This window comes from Kosakonia pseudosacchari (assembly GCF_015167415.1).
GTDB lineage: Bacteria > Pseudomonadota > Gammaproteobacteria > Enterobacterales > Enterobacteriaceae > Kosakonia > Kosakonia pseudosacchari.
Genome location: NZ_CP063425.1, coordinates 2,482,313 through 2,500,034 on the forward strand (window position 1 = coordinate 2,482,313; position 17,722 = coordinate 2,500,034).

16 protein-coding genes are annotated in these 17,722 nt (G+C 54.1%); 9 read left to right on the top strand and 7 right to left on the bottom strand.

Going from position 1 to position 17,722, the window contains the following annotated elements:
- Nucleotides 1-74: 74 nt before the first annotated feature.
- Nucleotides 75-647 carry a helix-turn-helix domain-containing protein gene (locus tag IP581_RS11640; protein ID WP_086868858.1) on the bottom strand — a complete coding sequence of 191 codons (573 nt, stop codon included), beginning with the start codon at nt 645-647 and terminating at the stop codon, nt 75-77.
- Nucleotides 648-807: 160 nt separating this feature from the next.
- Here IP581_RS11640 and IP581_RS11645 point away from each other — a divergent pair, with 160 nt between their 5' ends.
- The gene (locus IP581_RS11645; RefSeq protein ID WP_193820442.1) at nt 808-1,992 is read left to right on the top strand and encodes a benzoate/H(+) symporter BenE family transporter; all 1,185 of its coding nucleotides are present in this window, start codon (nt 808-810) and stop codon (nt 1,990-1,992) included.
- On the opposite strand, the gene IP581_RS11650 is transcribed toward IP581_RS11645, so the two are convergent.
- Nucleotides 1,975-2,844 (bottom strand): helix-turn-helix transcriptional regulator, encoded by an 870-nt coding sequence (locus IP581_RS11650; RefSeq protein ID WP_045508204.1) that lies wholly within the window; start codon nt 2,842-2,844, stop codon nt 1,975-1,977. The two genes, IP581_RS11645 and IP581_RS11650, sit on opposite strands and share 18 nt — an antisense overlap.
- Before the next feature lie 173 nt (nt 2,845-3,017).
- On the opposite strand from IP581_RS11650, the gene IP581_RS11655 reads away from it, so the two are divergent.
- On the top strand, nt 3,018-3,932 hold the full coding sequence (locus IP581_RS11655; RefSeq protein WP_086868850.1) for a DMT family transporter: 915 nt from the start codon (nt 3,018-3,020) through the stop codon (nt 3,930-3,932).
- Here IP581_RS11655 and IP581_RS11660 read toward each other — a convergent pair.
- Nucleotides 3,919-4,587 (bottom strand): DUF3313 domain-containing protein, encoded by a 669-nt coding sequence (locus tag IP581_RS11660; protein ID WP_193820443.1) that lies wholly within the window; start codon nt 4,585-4,587, stop codon nt 3,919-3,921. The genes IP581_RS11655 and IP581_RS11660 overlap by 14 nt on opposite strands.
- 178 nt (nt 4,588-4,765) lie before the next feature.
- Nucleotides 4,766-6,361 (bottom strand): ABC transporter substrate-binding protein, encoded by a 1,596-nt coding sequence (locus tag IP581_RS11665; RefSeq protein WP_086868847.1) that lies wholly within the window; start codon nt 6,359-6,361, stop codon nt 4,766-4,768.
- A 106-nt stretch (nt 6,362-6,467) separates the two neighbouring features.
- Between IP581_RS11665 and pepT the strand changes: the two genes are divergently transcribed.
- Complete coding sequence (gene pepT, locus IP581_RS11670; protein WP_193820444.1) at nt 6,468-7,697, top strand: peptidase T; 1,230 nt, start codon at nt 6,468-6,470, stop codon at nt 7,695-7,697.
- A 439-nt stretch (nt 7,698-8,136) separates the two neighbouring features.
- Here the strand turns inward: pepT and IP581_RS11675 are convergent, their stop codons facing one another.
- Together IP581_RS11675 and tehB are read right to left on the bottom strand one after the other, a co-directional pair.
- Nucleotides 8,137-11,064 carry an RHS repeat protein gene (locus IP581_RS11675; protein WP_193820445.1) on the bottom strand — a complete coding sequence of 976 codons (2,928 nt, stop codon included), beginning with the start codon at nt 11,062-11,064 and terminating at the stop codon, nt 8,137-8,139.
- 448 nt (nt 11,065-11,512) lie between these two features.
- Nucleotides 11,513-12,109 (bottom strand): tellurite resistance methyltransferase TehB, encoded by a 597-nt coding sequence (gene tehB, locus IP581_RS11680; protein ID WP_086868843.1) that lies wholly within the window; start codon nt 12,107-12,109, stop codon nt 11,513-11,515.
- Between the two features lie 125 nt (nt 12,110-12,234).
- Here tehB and ydcK point away from each other — a divergent pair, with 125 nt between their 5' ends.
- The 6 genes from ydcK (at nt 12,235) to IP581_RS11710 (ending at nt 17,166) form a co-directional block, all read left to right on the top strand.
- A complete protein-coding gene (gene ydcK, locus IP581_RS11685) occupies nt 12,235-13,215 on the top strand; it encodes a YdcK family protein (RefSeq protein WP_193820446.1) in 981 nt (326 codons plus the stop codon).
- Nucleotides 13,216-13,442: 227 nt separating this feature from the next.
- Nucleotides 13,443-14,195, top strand: coding sequence for an SDR family oxidoreductase (locus tag IP581_RS11690; protein ID WP_193820447.1), 753 nt, complete (start codon nt 13,443-13,445; stop codon nt 14,193-14,195).
- Nucleotides 14,196-14,318: 123 nt separating this feature from the next.
- A complete protein-coding gene (locus tag IP581_RS11695; protein WP_193820448.1) occupies nt 14,319-15,374 on the top strand; it encodes a catalase family peroxidase in 1,056 nt (351 codons plus the stop codon).
- On the top strand, nt 15,371-15,907 hold the full coding sequence (locus tag IP581_RS11700; RefSeq protein WP_086868834.1) for a cytochrome b: 537 nt from the start codon (nt 15,371-15,373) through the stop codon (nt 15,905-15,907). Before IP581_RS11695 ends, IP581_RS11700 begins: the two co-directional genes overlap by 4 nt.
- 9 nt (nt 15,908-15,916) lie before the next feature.
- Nucleotides 15,917-16,423: an RNA polymerase sigma factor gene (locus IP581_RS11705; protein ID WP_193820449.1), complete on the top strand. Its 507-nt coding sequence runs from the start codon at nt 15,917-15,919 to the stop codon at nt 16,421-16,423.
- Entirely contained in the window at nt 16,420-17,166 is a 747-nt protein-coding gene (locus IP581_RS11710; protein WP_086868832.1) for an anti-sigma factor family protein, read from the top strand. Before IP581_RS11705 ends, IP581_RS11710 begins: the two co-directional genes overlap by 4 nt.
- Here the strand turns inward: IP581_RS11710 and rimL are convergent.
- Entirely contained in the window at nt 17,163-17,705 is a 543-nt protein-coding gene (gene rimL / locus IP581_RS11715) for a 50S ribosomal protein L7/L12-serine acetyltransferase (protein WP_086868830.1), read from the bottom strand. The genes IP581_RS11710 and rimL overlap by 4 nt on opposite strands.
- Nucleotides 17,706-17,722: the final 17 nt, after the last annotated feature.

The following is a 17,722-nucleotide window of genomic DNA, read 5'->3' on the forward strand; positions in this document are numbered from 1 at the left end:
CACCGTACTGCCGGTTGCAGGTGGGGCTGACTTTCCTGCAGCCCGGAGTATCGCGGGTCAACGTTGTCATGTTATTAATCGTCGTCGTTTTTGGCCGCAGGCGTGCTTGCGGCTTTTTCTTTTGGATAATGAATCAGCGAGTGGAAATGCACGGTGTGTGCGGAACTGTTGCGATACGCATGCGCTTCATCGCCCGCAAAGCGCACGCCCATCCCGCTGGTGAGCGTTTTCCACTGCCCGTTCAGGCACATATCCAGCGCGCCATTAATGACAATCACATGCTCAATCACCCCGCTTTCGTGCGGCGTCGATTCACTTATCGCCCCCGGCGCCAGCGTGATGGAGAAGAGATCAAAGTGCAGTTTTTCATCCCACGGAAAAATGGGCGTGACCACCATCGCCTGCTGCTGAGGATCATAGGCGAGCGGTGTCTCACTCTCCGGCGGCGCAATAAAGGTTGAAAACGGCACATTCAGGCCGGTGGCGATTTTCCACAGTGTGGCCACCGTCGGGCTTGATTCATTACGCTCAATTTGCCCGAGCATCGCTTTCGAGACGCCCGTCTCTTCTGCCAGCCTGGAAAGGCTCCAGCCACGGCCCTGACGGAGAAGTTTTAAGGTGCTTGCCAGGTAGTCTGCGATGTTCATTACGCCTCCGGGAAGAAAAATCCGGGGCAGTATAGCGCAGCGTTTCTGTTTTAGAGAGCGAAACTATAACCGTGCTAAATACCTTAATGCACAGCCATGTTGTGCGTTATAGCGTCCAGTGATATTTTATGCGGATGCTATAACGCACAAGGATTATTTCATGTCACATACCACCTTTTCTCGGGCTTCTGTCCTGCCTTTTTCCAGCCTGCTGGCTGGCTTTGTCGCGGTGCTGGTCGGTTATGCCAGCTCCGCCGCCATTATCTGGCAAGCGGCCTCGGCGGCGGGCGCAAGTGCGGCGCAAATTGCCGGCTGGATGACCGCGCTGGGTCTGGGCATGGGCATCAGCACGCTGGCGCTGAGCGTCTGGTATCGCATGCCGGTGCTTACGGCATGGTCAACACCGGGCGCGGCGCTGCTGGCCACCAGCTTACAAGGCGTTTCACTGAATGAAGTGGTTGGTGTATTTATCTTTGCCAATGCATTAATTGTCCTGTGCGGCATCACCGGGCTGTTCGCCAGGCTGATGAAAGTCATTCCCCATACGCTGGCAGCGGCCATGCTGGCGGGTATTTTGCTGCGCTTCGGTTTGCAGGCTTTCAGTAATATTCAGTCGCATTTCGCCCTGTGTGGCAGCATGCTGCTGGCCTGGCTTATCTGCAAAGCGCTGGCACCGCGCTATGCCATTGTCGCCACGCTACTGGTCGGAGGGCTGGTTGCGTGGCTAAGTGGTGACGTTGTCACGCAAAACATCACTATCGCGGTCGTTTTACCGACTTATACCGCCCCGGAATTTCACTGGTCGTCGCTGGTGAGCATCGGCATTCCCTTCTTTCTGGCGACGATGGCCTCGCAGAATGCGCCCGGTTTTGCCACCATGCAGGCGGCGGGATACCACATTCCGGTTTCACCGCTGATCATTTTTACCGGTGCGCTGGCGCTGCTGTTCTCACCGTTTGGCGTCTTTTCAATTTGTATTGCCGCCATCACGGCGGCGATTTGCCAGAGCCCGGATGCTCACCCGCAACCAGAAAAACGCTGGCTGGCCGCGGTAGCAGCCGGGGTGTTTTACCTGTTAGCCGGTCTGTTTGGCGGCTCGATAACGTCGCTGCTTACCGCTTTGCCATTAAGCTGGATCCAGGCGCTGGCGGGGCTGGCGCTGCTGGGCACGATGAGTGGCAGCCTGCACCAGGCGCTGAGCACCGAGCGCGATCGCGATGCCGCGATTGTCACCTTTCTGGTTACCGCCAGCGGCGTCACGCTGTTGGGGATTGGTTCTGCCTTCTGGGGCTTAGCCATCGGCGGGATCTGCTACGGCGCACTGCGTTTAACGCGAGGCGCGTAGCTGCGAGGGAGTGATGCCTTTCGCCGCTTTGAAGCGGTTGCTGAAGTGGCTGGCAGAGTTAAAACCGCAGGCCAGCGCAATGGTGGTCAGCGGCTGATCGCTGTGAAGTAACAGATCTTTCGCCCGCGCCATGCGCCGTTGCATCACGAACTGGTGCGGCGCAACGCCCATTGACTGGCGGAACATGCGGGCAAAGTGGTATTCGCTCAGCGCGGCCTGGGCGGCCAGATCCGCCAGCAGCAGCGGTTCTGCCAGATGCGCATCGATATACTCCAGCACCGTGCGAAGCACCACTGGCGCCAAACCGCCCGTTACCGTCGGCAGTTGCCACTGTACGTTGCTGTAGTGCTGGACTAAGTGCGTCAGTAACAGCGTCGAGGCGGTACTCAGCGTTAACTGGTTGGCGTTTTGCTGCCAGTCGCAACCGAGCAAAAACTGGCGATAAAGCGCAGTAATCCGCGCATCCTGGGAAAATGTTTTCTCATCCAGCGTGAACGATGCCGGGCTGCGATCCCACACCTGCTCACCCACTTCGCGCAGATGTTCATCGGTGCAGTAAAGGTGCACAAAGGACAACGTATCGCGAATATCCCACACCGATTCGCTCTCTTTTGGCATCAGGCAAAAGCGATCCGGCCCGCCACCGTTTTTCCAGCCGTAAGCGGTTTTGTGGTAGCTCTCGTAGCCGTCGGCAACGTACAAACTCAGGGTATGGTGATTGCAATACTGAGTGATGTTGTCGCGTTTGTTCGACCAGGCCGCCAGTTGAATGCCAGAGTGCAGCGCCACCGAGTTGTGCAACACGGCGTTGTGTTTACTGAGGTTTTCAAAGGCTTCGTAGTGCTCAGACATTCACGGAAATTATCATAAATTCACCAGAACCCCAGTCTATGAATAGCTGAAGCCGGATACCAGCGTTGTGTAAAGAAAAGCGCAAGAATATGCAAGTCCGGCGCAAAGCGGTGCAATCGTGCATGGTGGTGTTTTGCCACACTCAGCATTCGTTTTACGCACTGGAACTCAACATGAACGCATTGCTGTACGGTTTGGTGGTGGTTATCTGGGGGACTACCTGGATTGCAATTTTTCTACAACAAGGTCCGGTCGCCGCGCCGGTGTCAATCTTCTGGCGCTTCGCCCTGGCCACGGTGGCAATGATGCTGGTACTGCTGGCGCAGCGCAAGTTGCGCGCCCTGCCGCTGCGCGATCATCTGTTTTGCCTGCTCCAGGGCTGCTGTGTGTTTGGTTTTAACTTCTGGTGCTTCTATACCGCGGCGGCGTGGATCAGCACCGGGCTGGAGTCGGTGATCTTCTCGATGGCGGTCTTATTTAACGCGGTAAACAGTTATCTCTTTTTCGGGCAAAAGCCACCGGCGCGCTTTTTTGTCGCGGCGATCCTCGGCCTGACGGGGATTGTGACGCTCTTCTGGCAGGATCTGGTCAACAGCGGCTGGAGCATAACGTTACTGCTGGGAATTGGCCTGTCGGCGCTGGGCACGCTGGGTTTCTCGTTTGGCAATATGATAAGCCTGCGCCATCAGCGCAAGGGGCTGGAAACCATCACTACCAATAGCTGGGCGATGCTTTACGGAACGTTAATTATGGGCGCGATTGGCCTGCTGCGCGGTGACGATTTCACCCCGCAATGGACTGCCAGTTATCTTGGCGCGCTGGTTTATCTGGCGTTGTTCGGCTCGGTGATCGGCTTTGGCGCGTATTTTACGCTGGTCGGTCGCATTGGCCCCAGTAAAGCGGCTTACAGCACCCTGCTGTTTCCGCTGGTCGCGCTGACGGTTTCGACGTTCTTCGAGGGCTATATCTGGCATTTCAATGGCGTTGCCGGGTTACTGCTGATCCTTACCGGTAATCTGGTGATGTTTGCCCGCCCGGAAACATGGCTGGGCGGGCGCGGAACACGGCGAAAAGCTAACGCTTGCTGATATCAAACATCGTCGCGTCGGTCGCCATATCGTCAATGACTTGTTTCAGCGAGTCGACGGTGACCGGCGCATTTTCGTTATTGACATCTTTCCCTTGCCCCTGGCGCACCACTTTCAACACCGGCGCATTGGTCTGCGCGTCAATTAACTCGCCTTCAAAATAGAGGTGTGTGTTCATCGTGCGATGGCCGGTTGCCATCTGCGTGCCCGCCACGACCATGGCGACCGGCACCACTTCATAGAACTGCAACCCCTGTTTGCTGGCGTCCACACCGGTTATCGCCCCGCGGAAAATCAGGCTGTGCTGGCCTGGCGATGTCACCAGTGGTTTACGCGCGGCGGCAGCGGCTTTCAGCTTGCTGTTGGTGTAGTCGAGGACGCCATCCAGCACCTGTTGATTCACCTGGCTGGTCGGTTTCGCCACCGGATAATAGACCACCGGGTGGTAGACGATACTGTCGTATTTCGCCGGGTCAAAACCCGGCGCCACCCAGCGAAGCACCGGTTTACCGGTGGCGGATGTGGTTTCCTGCAGCCCGGAATAATCGTTTAGAAACCCGGAATATTTTTCCGGTTGTGTCACTTTTGACGCGCAGCCTGATAACGCCAGCAGGCCGGAAAAGACGGCAACGCTAACCAATGCATGAGTACGCATGAGGATGTCCCTGTGAGTGCGGAATTGCTCTTAAGGTATAGCAAACGCAGCGGCATTTTGTGGGGGGAAAACAGCTTTGCAGGCAGCAGTTTTGACAACACGTATTCCATCACCATTAACGCGCAGTGAAAGGTGCGAGCAAACCGCTGACGGAAAGTGTTTGCTCGCCTGTTCAGGGTTATTTCTTCAGATCAACTTGCCAGAAAATATGTTTGCCAAACGGGTCGATTTCGTAGCCCTGCACCTCTTTGCGTACCGGTTCGAAAATCGTTGAGTGGGCAATCATCACCGCCGGCATTTGATCATGCATCATCTGCTGCGCCTCTTTATACAGCGCGACGCGTTTGTCATGATCGGTCGTGGCTTTCGCTTCGGCGATAATTTTGTCAAAAGGCGCGTAACACCACTTCGCCGAGTTAGATCCGCCATTGGCAGAGGTACAGGTAAACAGCGGACCAAAGAAGTTATCCGGATCGCCGGTCGCGGTAGTCCAGCCCATCAGCGCCGCCTGATGCTCGCCGCCTTTCACCCGTTTCAGGTATTCGCCCCACTCATAGGTGACGATTTTGGTCTGCACGCCCACTTTCGCCCAGTCGGCCTGGATCATCTCGGCCATCCGTTTGGCGTTCGGGTTATAGGGGCGTTGCACCGGCATTGCCCACAAATCGATGGTTGTTCCCGGCGCAAATCCGGCCTCTTTCAGCAGCGCTTTGGCTTTTTCCGGATCGTAGTCGTAATCCTTCAGTTCGCTGTCCGCGCTCCAGACACCCGGCGGCAGCAGGTTTTTCGCGGCGGTACCCGTTCCCTGGAACACGGCCTGGATGATCGCCGGTTTGTTGATCGCCATTGCCAGCGCCTGGCGCACTTTGACATTATCCAGCGGCGCTTTTTGCGTATTGAACGACAGGAACCCGGTGTTCAACCCGGCTTTGCTCATCAGCGTGATGTCTTTGTTCTCTTTCAGGCGTGGCAAATCGGCCGGATTGGGGAACGGCATGACCTGGCACTCGTTTTTCTCGAGTTTTGCCACCCGCACGGACGCATCCGGCGTGATGCTGAAGACCAGACGATCAATTTTGGCTTTGCCCTGCCAGTAGCCGTCGAACGCGGTAAACAGGATGCGTGAATCTTTCTGGTACTGCGCCAGCCGGAACGGACCGGTGCCAATCGGATCCATATCGACACGTTCCGGAGTTCCTGCCTTTAACATCGCATCGGCGTACTCCGCTGAGAGGATCGACGCAAAATACCAGCCAAGATCGGCGACAAACGGGGCTTCCGGGTGCGCCAGCGTAAAGCGCACGGTATGGTCGTCGAGTTTATCAATCGCGGTGATCAGCGAACCGAACTCCAGGCTTTCAAAGTTCGAGTAAGTACCGTTAGAGACATTGTGATAGGGGTTGTTTGCGTCTTTTTGCCGCATAAATGAGAAGATCACGTCATCGGCGTTAAAGTCGCGCGTTGGCGTGAAGTATTTGTTGCTCTGGAACTTCACCCCTTTGCGCAGATGGAAGGTGTAAACCTTGCCGTCTTCGCTGACATCCCAGCGTTCCGCGAGGCTGGGTTGCAGTTGCGTGGTGCCCACTTTGAAATCCACCAGCCGGTTATAGACCGGCACCGCGCTGGCATCAACGCTGGTGCCCGAGGTATAGAGTTGCGGGTTGAAGTTTTCCGGCGAGCCTTCCGAGCAATAGACCAGCGTTTTCGCCGCCACAGAAGAACTCACTATCATCGCGGCCAACGCCAGAGCAAGTGTTGTCGGTTTGCTAATCATAGTTTTTCCTGTTGTTTTATTGTAAAGGCTTGTTGTTTGCCCTCTCATAAATAACATTAAAGTGAATTTGCAAACACCTGATAATTCGAATAAAGAAGGAATCACTATGACGTCGTCGCTCACCAGTCAATTAACGCATCGCTTCTTTCGCTATCTCAGCATCACCAGCCAAAGCGATGCCACTGCCACTACTTTACCCACCACCGTCGGGCAGTTTGACATGGCGCGTGAACTGGCTAATGAGTTGAAAACACTTGGTCTTGAAGAGATTGTCATCGACGATCACGCGACCGTCACTGCGGTCAAAAAAGGCACGGTTCCCGGCGCGCCACGCCTTGGTTTTATCACCCATATCGACACCGTGGATGTCGGTTTATCGCCGCATATTCATCCGCAGATCCTGCGCTTTGAGGGACAAGATCTCTGTCTGAACAGCGCGCAGGATATCTGGCTGCGCGTGGATGAGCATCCGGAAATTCTCGCGTATCCCAATGAAGAGATTATTTTCAGCGATGGCACCAGCGTCCTCGGCGCGGATAACAAAGCGGCCGTTACCGTGGTGATGACGCTGCTGGAAAACCTGACACCAGAACAGCGTCACGGTGATATCGTGGTGGCCTTCGTGCCGGATGAAGAAGTGGGTCTGCGCGGCGCGAAAGCGCTGGATTTACAGCGTTTTGATGTTGATTTCGCCTGGACAATCGACTGCTGCGAACTGGGCGAAATTGTTTATGAGAACTTTAACGCCGCCAGCGCGCAAATCCAGTTTACCGGCGTGACGGCGCACCCGATGTCGGCGAAAGGCGTGCTGGTTAACCCGCTGTTGATGGCGATGGATTACATCAGCCACTTCGATCGTCAGCAAACGCCGGAGCACACCGCAGGACGCGAAGGTTATATCTGGTTTAACGGTCTCAATGCCGTGCAGAGCTACGCGACGCTGAACGCCAGCATTCGTGATTTCGACAGCGAGAGTTTTGCTAAACGCAAACGACAAATTGCCGATGTCGCGGCGAAAATCGCCGCGCAATATCCGACGGCGAAAGTGGACTACAGCATCAGCGATACTTACAGCAATATCAGCAACGCGATTGGCGACGATCGCCGGGCGATTGATTTACTGTTTGAAGCGATGGAATCACTGGGTATTACGCCAAAACCGACGCCGATGCGCGGCGGCACCGACGGTGCGGCACTTTCTGCTAAGGGGTTGCTGACGCCGAATTTCTTCACCGGCGCGCATAACTTCCACTCGCGTTTTGAGTTCTTGCCGCTACGCGCTTTCGAAGCCTCTTATAACGTGGCACTGCAGCTTTGCCTGCTGGCGGCGCGCTAAGCCGGCAGATCGGTTTTTCCGCCCGTGATTCGGCTTTATCGTGCAGGATATTGAGGAGCAACTGTTCGCCATCCACGCTGCTGCGCCTCTACTTCCTCCGGAGGCGCTTATATCGCCATGAAATCACTGGACTAAAAGTGGCGCAGAAACCGACAATCAAGTTCGCGGATCCCGTCTGCAGTAAAAAACCACCTGCTTAGCAGGTGGCATTGACTTCGCCCCAGAGGGGCGTACTAAAAGCCCTACAATTAGTCTCTGCCTGTTCTGAACGATTTAAATCCAGGGACAATAAGGCAAAGCCAAAACCTCTTGCTGACCACCTCCACAGGAGGTGGTGTTCATGCAGGGATAAAAAAGCCTTTATGTCTCCATGACATAAAGGCTATTAATAATATTGTTCGATTTGAAAATAATCAGTGTAATTTAAAACCCTCAACTATTATCTGAGCGTCGCAATACTGACGGAGTTAACGCCAATGTTATGTTTCCTGACATATTTCATTTCTGAGTAAGTGATCGGTAAGTAGGAGACGACTCTTTTTTTAACTTTATAAGATTTTGCAGACATCTGTTGAATATCCGTCTTCCCCAGTTCCCTCCAGTTATTTTTTTCGCTGGATAAATGTGGATCATTCACTACCGTTTCGTTAAACGCGCCCTCAATAAAAGTAATATCTATATCCTCACGTTGACTTGCCCACGCAAGGCCAAGCTTTGATGTTTTGCGGAAAAAAGCATTCATTGTCGCAACTCTGATATTGGCGTCCTCTTTCATGGCCTGCGCTATTTTTGTGTCGGGTGCATCCTCATTAATTAACATCGAAAGCTTCACTACCGACTGATGTTCAATCTTTCTCGATAACAATTTTCCGGGGAGATTCTTATTAAGAAAGCCATAGAGCATGGTCGTTGCCGCTCCGCCCTCCGGGTCACTTTTCATTGAATTTGTCATTTTATCTTTTTTAACCAGCGCAGAAAACGTCAGTTCATTGGCATGTTTCGCCAAAAAGCTTCGCCAGTCGATAATTAATGAGAAAGCTTGTTCAACATTTTCTAGTCCTGTCCTTTTTTGAAGATCGGCGGCCTCCGCAAGGTAATAATTCCGTTGCGATGTATTCAGATTTGATGAAAATCGTCTAATTGCATTCACTGTGCCCGAGAAATCGGTTTGCAATCTTTCTTGCAAGTCAAGAGAGCTATTTAGCTCATCAATTCTGACCATGGCACGCTGTTGTCCCGGCTGCTGACGAATATACTCTTGCCTGAAAGGCTCAAAACCATAGATTAAAGAAACCGGCGCTTTTCCATCAGGGTCGAAAAACGACAGCGGATTATTATGCACCATCCGGTACAAATTTAGCCCGTCCGACGTTCCAGCCGGATCGGCAGAGAGCCAGCGCCCTGCCCAGGGTTGATAGTAGCGGTAACTATAGTAATACAACCCTGTTGCATCTCTTTCGTTACCGGAATATCGGATCGTTTTGTAGCTCACTTCCACGGAACTTCGCGCTGTTATAACAGCGGTGCCACCGTACGGATAGAACTCCTCCATACTGATAATATTTCCGTTAACATCCAGTTCCAGCTGGCTGCCACCCATATAGCTGTTATAGGTCCAGCGTAATTGATCGTTATTAATAACGTCCGGCTTACCACTTTCCCAATGCAACAGGCGCACCTGAGCCTGCCCGTTATGTACGCTAATAACATGCAGATTTTCAATTTCGGTGGTGTCATTATTTAACGTTCTTAGCTCAAGCCCCGGTAGATATACCACCTTACCTGTCTGTGTCGTGTTACCCATCTTTTGCACATTAATCTTCAGTACCCGCAAGCCACTGCCGTCATAGCAGTAGCTTTCCCGGTCATCAACGTCACCATCGCGAATAACAGGTGTAACATTGCGTAGCGTATTCCGGGGTGTCCAGTTCAACATCTGCCCCGGTTGAAGCTGCCGCTGTAATCCGCCCGGCGTAAACAGCGGATCGACATCTGCAGGATTTACCGTCAGTGAACTCAACACGCCCCGGTTGCTGCGATTGCTGATAGTGATGTCTGTTGTATAACTGTTGTTTGTGGCGGGCGCACTGTGTCGTATTTGTATCAGGTTACCGGCATTGTCGTAGCGGTAGTTGCGGATATAGCCGGTATAGGCCGCATTGTCGACAGGAAGCGGTACTGTCGCTGGGGGAGCGTTATTTTGCTGCTGACCAGCATTTGCCATCTCTCTCCCGGTGGCGCTGACCAACTGGTACAGGCTGTCGTAAGTATAAGTATTTTCAGGCACAATTTTCTGATTGCGCCAGAAACGCGTCTCTTCAGCATCATTGCGGATGTTGAGCACGTTGCCGACGGGATCATATTCATAGCGCAGATCCTGCAGGATTTTCGCGCCTGAAAGGTGTCCGGACGGACGTTCGGTTTTCACTGCAATCAGGCGTTGCGTCTGCCCGTCATAGATGTAGGAGATTATTACGCCGTTACCATGCTCTTCGCTCAGCTTCAGCCCTGCCGCTGAGTATGACAGCGATTTGATTATCACCTGCTCAACACTGCCTTTCACCGTCAGCCAACTGCCTGCCAGCAAGCCCGCTACATCATAAGCAACGCGCTGCTCATTACCTTTTGCATCGGTGGTACGCAGCACTACACCGGTGGAGTCGGTGTAGGTTGTGGAGATGAAGGCCTCAGCGGCCAGCAAGTCATTCCATGCAGACACATCCTGTCCCCGCCAGTCAACAACAGTATCCGGGTTGTCTGCTGCTTGCACAAAGCGACGGGTAACGCAGAGCGGTACACCGTTCAGAGCCACGCTGTCAGTCTGGAGTAGACCTGCAGTATCGTAAAAACTGACACACTTTCCGCAGAGGTTAAGCGACTGTTCTTCAATGGTGTTTCCGGCATAAATGTAACGTTCGATAATATGGGCTTCCACACCAGCAACCTGCTCTTCGACCATCAGCAAGCGGCCTGGCAAATCCGCATTTTCGTAGTGGAAGGTACGTGTTACCGACTGGCTGCGATCCTCTTTATCCTCAGCAGCATCGCCAATATTGCTGATTGCCTTAAAGGGCCTGGCGCCGGCATCGTTGAGTGCCACAGTTGTGCCGGCATCGGCACTGCAAGTACGCAAAACGTTGCCGACGAGATCCGTCAAATAGGTGAAATTCACTTGTCCGTTGTTGTACAGCCGCGGATCAGCGCTGCGGGCTAAAAAACCGCGCGGATCGTAATAATGACGGGTGATACGCTCATCCATCACGTCTGGCGTATCGGGATGACGACAATAACTAATATCACGTACTGTCAGACCTAGATTACTCAGGATTGCAACAGAGGGGGTTTTACTGAACAGATGTGTGCTCATGAATATCTCCTGAAGATTTTTTTGCCATGTCTATCCGCAAGAAAATCGCTACAGCGATCGGGGGGCTTACCTGAGGTACGGTGATTACATAGTAGCTCACCCCCACCAGGCCTGGAGGGGGTGATAAATTTGCTTTTTTACAAGCGGACTGATGATGCAGTTCTGCGGGGAGTTTGCGGGGGCTACTGGCTATCTGTGGCACAGCCACATTGCGTTATTAAGTGAGAGTGAAAAAGGGAGTGTGGGGTAAAAATTCCGGTGAACTACGCCAGGTTCATTTCGACATTGATGTCCGGCGCCTGTAGCCAGACCCGCGTTGTCATATTACTTACCACGTTACGTCTCCTCTGGCGAAATCGCTGCAACATGGAAAATAAAGCAGAAAAGCCTGTTTGATGACGAAAACTGGAAATGGGGGAAGCGGGCAATCCTGCCCGCAGCGCGAAACTTACGCGGATTTGCGTGCCAGCATGGTGGCAAAGCGCAACTTGATGCGGTTACCGTTGGCATCGGTGCGGTGAAGTTCACCCACCTCTTCGTTGTATTTCAGCAGTTCCCAACCCGCGTAATAATTGCGTAACTCACCCTCTTTAAAGGCAAACGGGAAGCCGACCGTACACGGGAAATCTGCCGTGTCCATTGCCGCGACAATCAAGTTATAGCCGCCCGGTTTGGTGCAGCGCTGCATATTGGCAATCAGCCCCGGGATGGTTTTCGCTTCCAGAAACATCAGCACCACGGTCGAGAGAATAAAATCGTACTCGCCGTCAAAACTGAGATGGTTGAGATCAACCGCCTCGATATGTAAGTTTTCCAGCCCTTCCGCGTCACGGATATTTTGTAAGTTGCTCAGGCTGTTCGGATTTTTATCCCACGCGGTGACATCAAAACCCCGGTTGGCGAGAAACAGGCTGTTGCGTCCATTACCGCAGCCGAGATCCAGCGCTTTACCCGGCTGGACATAATTCATGGCGTTAAGCACTTCCGAATGGGTCGGGGTCATGCTGTATTTTTCAGTAAAGTAGTTATCAGTACGGGTGCTCATGCTGTTCCTCAATACGTCGCGAATTGATAAGTTGCATTTTGCGCGCATTTTATTGGTTTCGCTGGCGGATAGCCAGCGGCGTAAAATTTGCTACGTTTAACTCAGGCAGATGGGGGAAATGTAGCATGAACAAGTATCGGCTCAGCGATGAGCAAAGGACCATGCATTACCAGATTGGCGGTGAGAAACGATCCGTCGTGCTGCGCCAGATTATCGCCCTGCGCGATTTTAACGATGTTGTAGCGGGCAGCGCCGGTGGCTGGGTTGATAGTGAGAACGTGCTGGATCAGCAGGGAAATTGCTGGATTTATGATGAAAACAGCATGGTTTTTCTTGGCAGCCTGGTACGTGACAATGCGCGGATCACCCAGCCGTGCGTCATTTGCCACGATGTCGTTATCAAGGACAACGCCTGGGTTGACGGCTGTGAAATAAGCCACGGCGCGCAATTAAGTGACAACGTCACCGTTCAGGCGTCAACGGTGCGCGGTTTATGCCATCTACGCGGCGATGCCCGTATTCTGAATGGCTGCGATATCGTTGCCGCTCAGGGTTTAACGCTGGATAACGAACAGATTTTGCAAATTTACGACAGCGCCACCGTCAGCCATTCGCGCGTGGTGCATCAGGCGCAAATTTATGGCGACGCCATCGTCAATTACGCCTTTATTGAACACCGCGCCGAGGTCTTTGATTTCGCCCTGCTCGAAGGCAACGAGCTTAATGATGTCTGGGTGTGCGACTGCGCCAAAGTATATGGTCATGCGCGTGTGGTCGCCGGGACGCATGACGATGAGATCCCCACCCTGCGCTACAGCTCGCAGGTGGCCGAAAACGCGGTCGTTGAAGGCAACTGTATTTTAAAACATCACGTGCTGGTGGGCGGTCACGCCTGGTTACGCGGCGGACCATTGCAACTGGATGAAAAAGTAGTGATTCAGGGCAATGCGCGCATTCACGGCAATGTGCTGATCGAGCATCAGATTGAAATAGGCGGCGATGTGGTCGTCGACGCGCAGGAAGGCGAAAGTATTCTGTTACGCGGGCCAAAAGTCATTAACGACAGGCAGCACATTACCCGAACGCCGCTGGTTGGCGCTTTATAAGTCACTTGTCTGTTACTGGCGATGAAAATATAATCACCCGGCATTTTCCACCATGCCGTAGGCGTTACCGTCATCCAACGCGCCCAGGTTCCTGAGGGTCTCAGCAGAGAAAACAGGGTTCCTAATGCAGGCGCGGCACTCACCTCTGATCCACACTCCCCGCCATCTTTTCGGCTGCGGGCTTGTGTCGTCGCCTTTCCATTCCCGATCACTGGAGAGGTTTTTTTATGAACATTAGCGGCAATACTATTCTTATCACCGGCGCAACCAGCGGCATTGGCCGCGCGATGGCTGAAGCGCTTTCTGCGCGGGGTAATCAGGTTATCATTACCGGGCGCCGTCAGGCGCTGCTGGATGAGGTCATTCGTAACAACCCAGGTATGGCGGGATTTCAGTTGGATGTCGATGATGGCGGCATGCCAGAAGCGCTCGCCAGACGTGTCAAATCGCAGTTTCCCCGACTGAATGTACTGATCGCTAACGCCGGTATTTCTGGCGCAGAGGATTTTACCGAAGGTAACGGGAACGCAGATATGGCGCAGGCGATCGTCACCACCAATATCCTTGGCGTCATCCGTACGGTGACCGCATTTCTGCCGCTGATTCGCCACCAACCCGACGCCACGCTGCTGGCAACCAGTTCGGCGCTGGCGTTTGTGCCAAGGGCAGACTTCCCGACTTATTGCGCCAGCAAGGCGTTCTTGCATACGTGGCTGGTTTGTCTGCGCCATCAGCTTCGCCATACGCCTGTTGAGGTACTTGAACTTTCGCCGCCTTATGTGCAAACCACCCTCACAGGCGCAGAGCAGGCAACCGATCCGCGCGCGATGCCATTACCGGCTTATATCAGTGAAGTGATCGCCATGATTGAGCGCGGCGATCATCCTGCGGGCGAACTGGTGCTGGCGCGTGATAAACCCCGGCGCTGGGCTGAAAAAGAGGGCACCTTCGCGACACTTTTTGCGGCGATAAACCCCTGATAACACCGGGCCTGCAGCAGATATTCTGTTGCAGGCTTTTTTGACGAAAATATTTTTTCTTCTGCGTGGAATAAACCCGCCGTTGCTTCGTCTTATCCGCTCATGATTAGCAGGTGAGCGACTATGACAAACACTCCTTTTACGACCGGCCAGATCCTTGCACGTCTTGCAGCGATCGCATGTGTTCCTCTGGTGTTGATTGTGCTGTTTCTGTGGGGCGGAGGCTGGTTACCCCCCCAGCGCCTCAGCGCAGATAAACTGGTTAATGTCTTACAACAGGCGGGCGGCGAGCATCCGGGTTATCGGCGAAATCACGCCAAAGGGCTATGCGTCACCGGCAGTTTTATCTCTAACGGCAATGCCAGTACGTTGTCACGCGCCCCGGTATTTGCCGCAGGTGAAACGCCGGTCATCGGTCGTTTTGCCATCGCCGGTGGAAACCCTGCCGCGCCGGATTATGCTGTTCCCGTGCGCAGTCTGGCGCTGGCGTTTCAGCTGGCGAACGGTGAACAGTGGCGCACCGGCATGAACGCAATGCCCTTCTTCCCGGTCTCCACCGTCGAGCAATTCTATGAATTACAGGTTGCCTCGCTGCCCGATGCGGCAACCGGCAAACCGAACGCGGAGAAATTCAAAGCCTTCGTGCAAAAGAACCCCGAAGTCGCACCGTTTCTGGCATGGGCAAAACAGAATGTCCCTTCGTCGAGCTGGGCCAGCGATCGGTTTAACAGCCTGAACGCATTCCGGTTTATAGATAAAGCAGATATGGCGCATCTGGTGCGCTGGAGCATGGTGCCGCACACCGGTTATCAGCCCATCAGCGCCGAAGAAAAGAGTGATAAAAACTTCCTGCAAACGGATATCAAACAGCGACTGGCGCAGGGGCCACTGAAGTGGGATTTGCTGATAACCGTCGCGCAGCCGGGTGACGATGGCAGCAATGCTTCGAAAGTCTGGCCTGCAGACAGGCAAACCATCAACGCCGGAACGCTGGTACTGACTCGCGCAACCGAACAGGAAAACGGGCCGTGCAACGACATCAATTATGACCCGCTGATCCTGCCGGATGGCATTGCCGCCTCCGACGATCCGTTACTCAATGCGCGTTCTGCGGCCTATGCTAAATCCTACAACGCGCGCACCCGTGAACAATCCACCCAGGCCGGAGCTCATTTATGAAACAGGTTGCTTATTTCCACCCGGCGCTGCGCGTGCTGCACTGGTTAATGGCGGCGGCGATCATCGCAATGCTGTTTATTGGCGTCGTGATGGTTTCTACCGTCTCATCTCTGCACAGCCTGCTGGTGTCAATCCATAAACCGCTGGGTTTAATGATTTTGGTGCTGGTGCTGGTTCGCTTGTGGTTACGGTTTTATACTGCCACGCCCGCGTTACCGGCGACCCTCGCCGTCTGGCAACGTGCTATGGCGCATCTTTCACACTGGGCGCTCTATGCGATGATGATTGCGCAACCGCTGATTGGCTGGGGGATGCTCTCGGCGGCGGGCTATCCGGTTACGGTCGGCGGTTGGCTGTTGCCACCTATCCTGCCGGTGAATAATGATACTTACGCGCTGCTGCGGCCACTGCATTCTCTGGTGGCGCTGGCGCTGTTCGCAACGGTGATGCTGCATTTAGCCGCCGCACTGTTTCATGCCCTCGTGCTGCGCGATGGCGTTTTTGAAAGCATGTCGGGAACCCGCAAGCGATGAAGGCAAGCTATGCAACTGACTGATGATGAGATTCGTCAGGTGATGCCACATTTGCAACGCTTTGCGCTGTGGCTGACCCGTAACCCGCACAGCGCGGAAGATTTGGTGCAAAGTTGCCTGATGAAAGCGCTGACGCATAGCCCAAATAGTGATGGCGAACGGAGCCTGCGCGCCTGGCTGTTTGCCATTCTTTACCGTCAGTTTATTGACGGCGAGCGGCGCAAGCGGCGGTACATGAAAATCCTCGCCTTTTTCACCGGCGAGGAGGCCATCAGCGCGTCGACCGAATCACTGGCAATGGCGGATGATACGCTGGCGGTGTTCGCCACGCTGCCGACCGATTATCGTGCCATTCTGTTGCTGGTGAGCATTGAAGGGCTGAGTTATAAAGAAGTCGCCCAAACGCTCGATATCCCGACCGGCACCGTGATGTCGCGCCTGTCACGCGCGCGTAAATTGCTACATGAGAAATTAGACGGTACGGCAGCACCGCTGCCGCTGAGGAGACTGAAATGACGTTGCCACCGGATGAACACGATCTGCATGCCTGGATGGATGGCGAAACCGATGAGGCGACCTCAGCGCGTGTCGAGCGCTATCTGGCAGAAAACCCGGATGCCGCCGCGCAGGTTGCCGGCTGGCGACGCGACGCACAGCAACTCCGCCAGGCCATGAGCCAGCAACACATCGCGCTGGAAAAACCGGAGCCGCATTATTTACGCCGCCAGGCCCGTCAGCAGCGGCAATGGAAACTGGCCACCGCCTTCGCGCTGGTAGTGGCGTTAAGTGTTGGCGGTTACACCGGCTGGCAACTAAAAGAGTCGCAAATGTTAATGACGCATCAGCCGATGGAGGACGCGGTTCAGGCCTATAAACTTTTTGACAACGCCGCCGTCACGCCAATGGATGTGGTGGCAAGCCAGCAAACCGAACTCACCCGCTGGGTCGCCCGGTATTTCATTAATGGAAACCAGCCGCCAAATCTTGAACAGTATGGTTTCACCTTATCCGGCGCGCGGCTTATCGCCACCGCGCAAGGCCCGGCGGCGCTGATTATGTATCAGGACAGGAACGGTACGCGGGTCGGCTGGTATATCCGCCCGTTAAGCCCGGTAAAACTTCCCCACGGGGAGCGCGAATCAGACGATGTGATGGCGCAGTACTGGAGTGATGATCACTACAACTACGCGCTGGTAACGCCGATGAACTCACCGGCGGTAAACGGCCTGCGAAAAGCGGTATCGCAGGCCACCAGTTAGGCCCTGTCGACGATCTTCGCCCAGATATTCTGATCGTCGAAGCAACCGTTGAGAAACTCGGCCTGTTTAAGGCAGCCTTCAAGCGTAAAGCCGTTGCGCAAGGCCACCTGATTACTGGCCTGATTCGCCACCCGGCATTTGATGACAAAGCGGCGGATATCGCCGCGGCGGGCGTAAAAATCGATCATCGCCTGCATCGCCTGAGACACCATTCCCTGCCGCTGGCAGGCTTCGTCCAGCCAGTAACCGATATAGGCCGTTTTGTTTAACGGCTCAATGGCGTTAAACGCCAGCACGCCCACCAGTACCTCGTCGCGCACCATCATGAACATTTTGGCGTAACCGCGCTGGTGCAACAGCATGTTGCTCTGCGCGGTTTTGCGGGTGTCATCAATGGATGTGACTGAGTGCGGCCAGTTGAGAAACTGCTGTAGCCAGTCGCGGTTTTTGACAATTAACTGGTGAAGATCGTGCACAAACCGCTCGTCGACGGCATGCAGCGTGAGATGGTCATTCACCGGAATAACGGTATCGTCCATTACGGCTCCATAAAGCA

Bases quoted from the DNA above. Each gene is read 5' to 3' on its own strand.
- IP581_RS11675 (WP_193820445.1), bottom strand. From the start codon at position 11,064: ATGAGCACACATCTGTTCAGTAAAACCCCCTCTGTTGCAATCCTGAGT.
- IP581_RS11660 (WP_193820443.1), bottom strand. From the start codon at position 4,587: ATGCGTACTCATGCATTGGTTAGCGTTGCCGTCTTTTCCGGCCTGCTG.
- IP581_RS11695 (WP_193820448.1), top strand. From the start codon at position 14,319: ATGACAAACACTCCTTTTACGACCGGCCAGATCCTTGCACGTCTTGCA.
- IP581_RS11705 (WP_193820449.1), top strand. From the start codon at position 15,917: ATGCAACTGACTGATGATGAGATTCGTCAGGTGATGCCACATTTGCAA.
- pepT (WP_193820444.1), top strand. From the start codon at position 6,468: ATGACGTCGTCGCTCACCAGTCAATTAACGCATCGCTTCTTTCGCTAT.
- IP581_RS11665 (WP_086868847.1), bottom strand. From the start codon at position 6,361: ATGATTAGCAAACCGACAACACTTGCTCTGGCGTTGGCCGCGATGATA.
- IP581_RS11650 (WP_045508204.1), bottom strand. From the start codon at position 2,844: ATGTCTGAGCACTACGAAGCCTTTGAAAACCTCAGTAAACACAACGCC.
- IP581_RS11690 (WP_193820447.1), top strand. From the start codon at position 13,443: ATGAACATTAGCGGCAATACTATTCTTATCACCGGCGCAACCAGCGGC.
- IP581_RS11640 (WP_086868858.1), bottom strand. From the start codon at position 647: ATGAACATCGCAGACTACCTGGCAAGCACCTTAAAACTTCTCCGTCAG.
- IP581_RS11655 (WP_086868850.1), top strand. From the start codon at position 3,018: ATGAACGCATTGCTGTACGGTTTGGTGGTGGTTATCTGGGGGACTACC.
- ydcK (WP_193820446.1), top strand. From the start codon at position 12,235: ATGAACAAGTATCGGCTCAGCGATGAGCAAAGGACCATGCATTACCAG.
- IP581_RS11710 (WP_086868832.1), top strand. From the start codon at position 16,420: ATGACGTTGCCACCGGATGAACACGATCTGCATGCCTGGATGGATGGC.
- IP581_RS11700 (WP_086868834.1), top strand. From the start codon at position 15,371: ATGAAACAGGTTGCTTATTTCCACCCGGCGCTGCGCGTGCTGCACTGG.
- tehB (WP_086868843.1), bottom strand. From the start codon at position 12,109: ATGAGCACCCGTACTGATAACTACTTTACTGAAAAATACAGCATGACC.
- IP581_RS11645 (WP_193820442.1), top strand. From the start codon at position 808: ATGTCACATACCACCTTTTCTCGGGCTTCTGTCCTGCCTTTTTCCAGC.
- rimL (WP_086868830.1), bottom strand. From the start codon at position 17,705: ATGGACGATACCGTTATTCCGGTGAATGACCATCTCACGCTGCATGCC.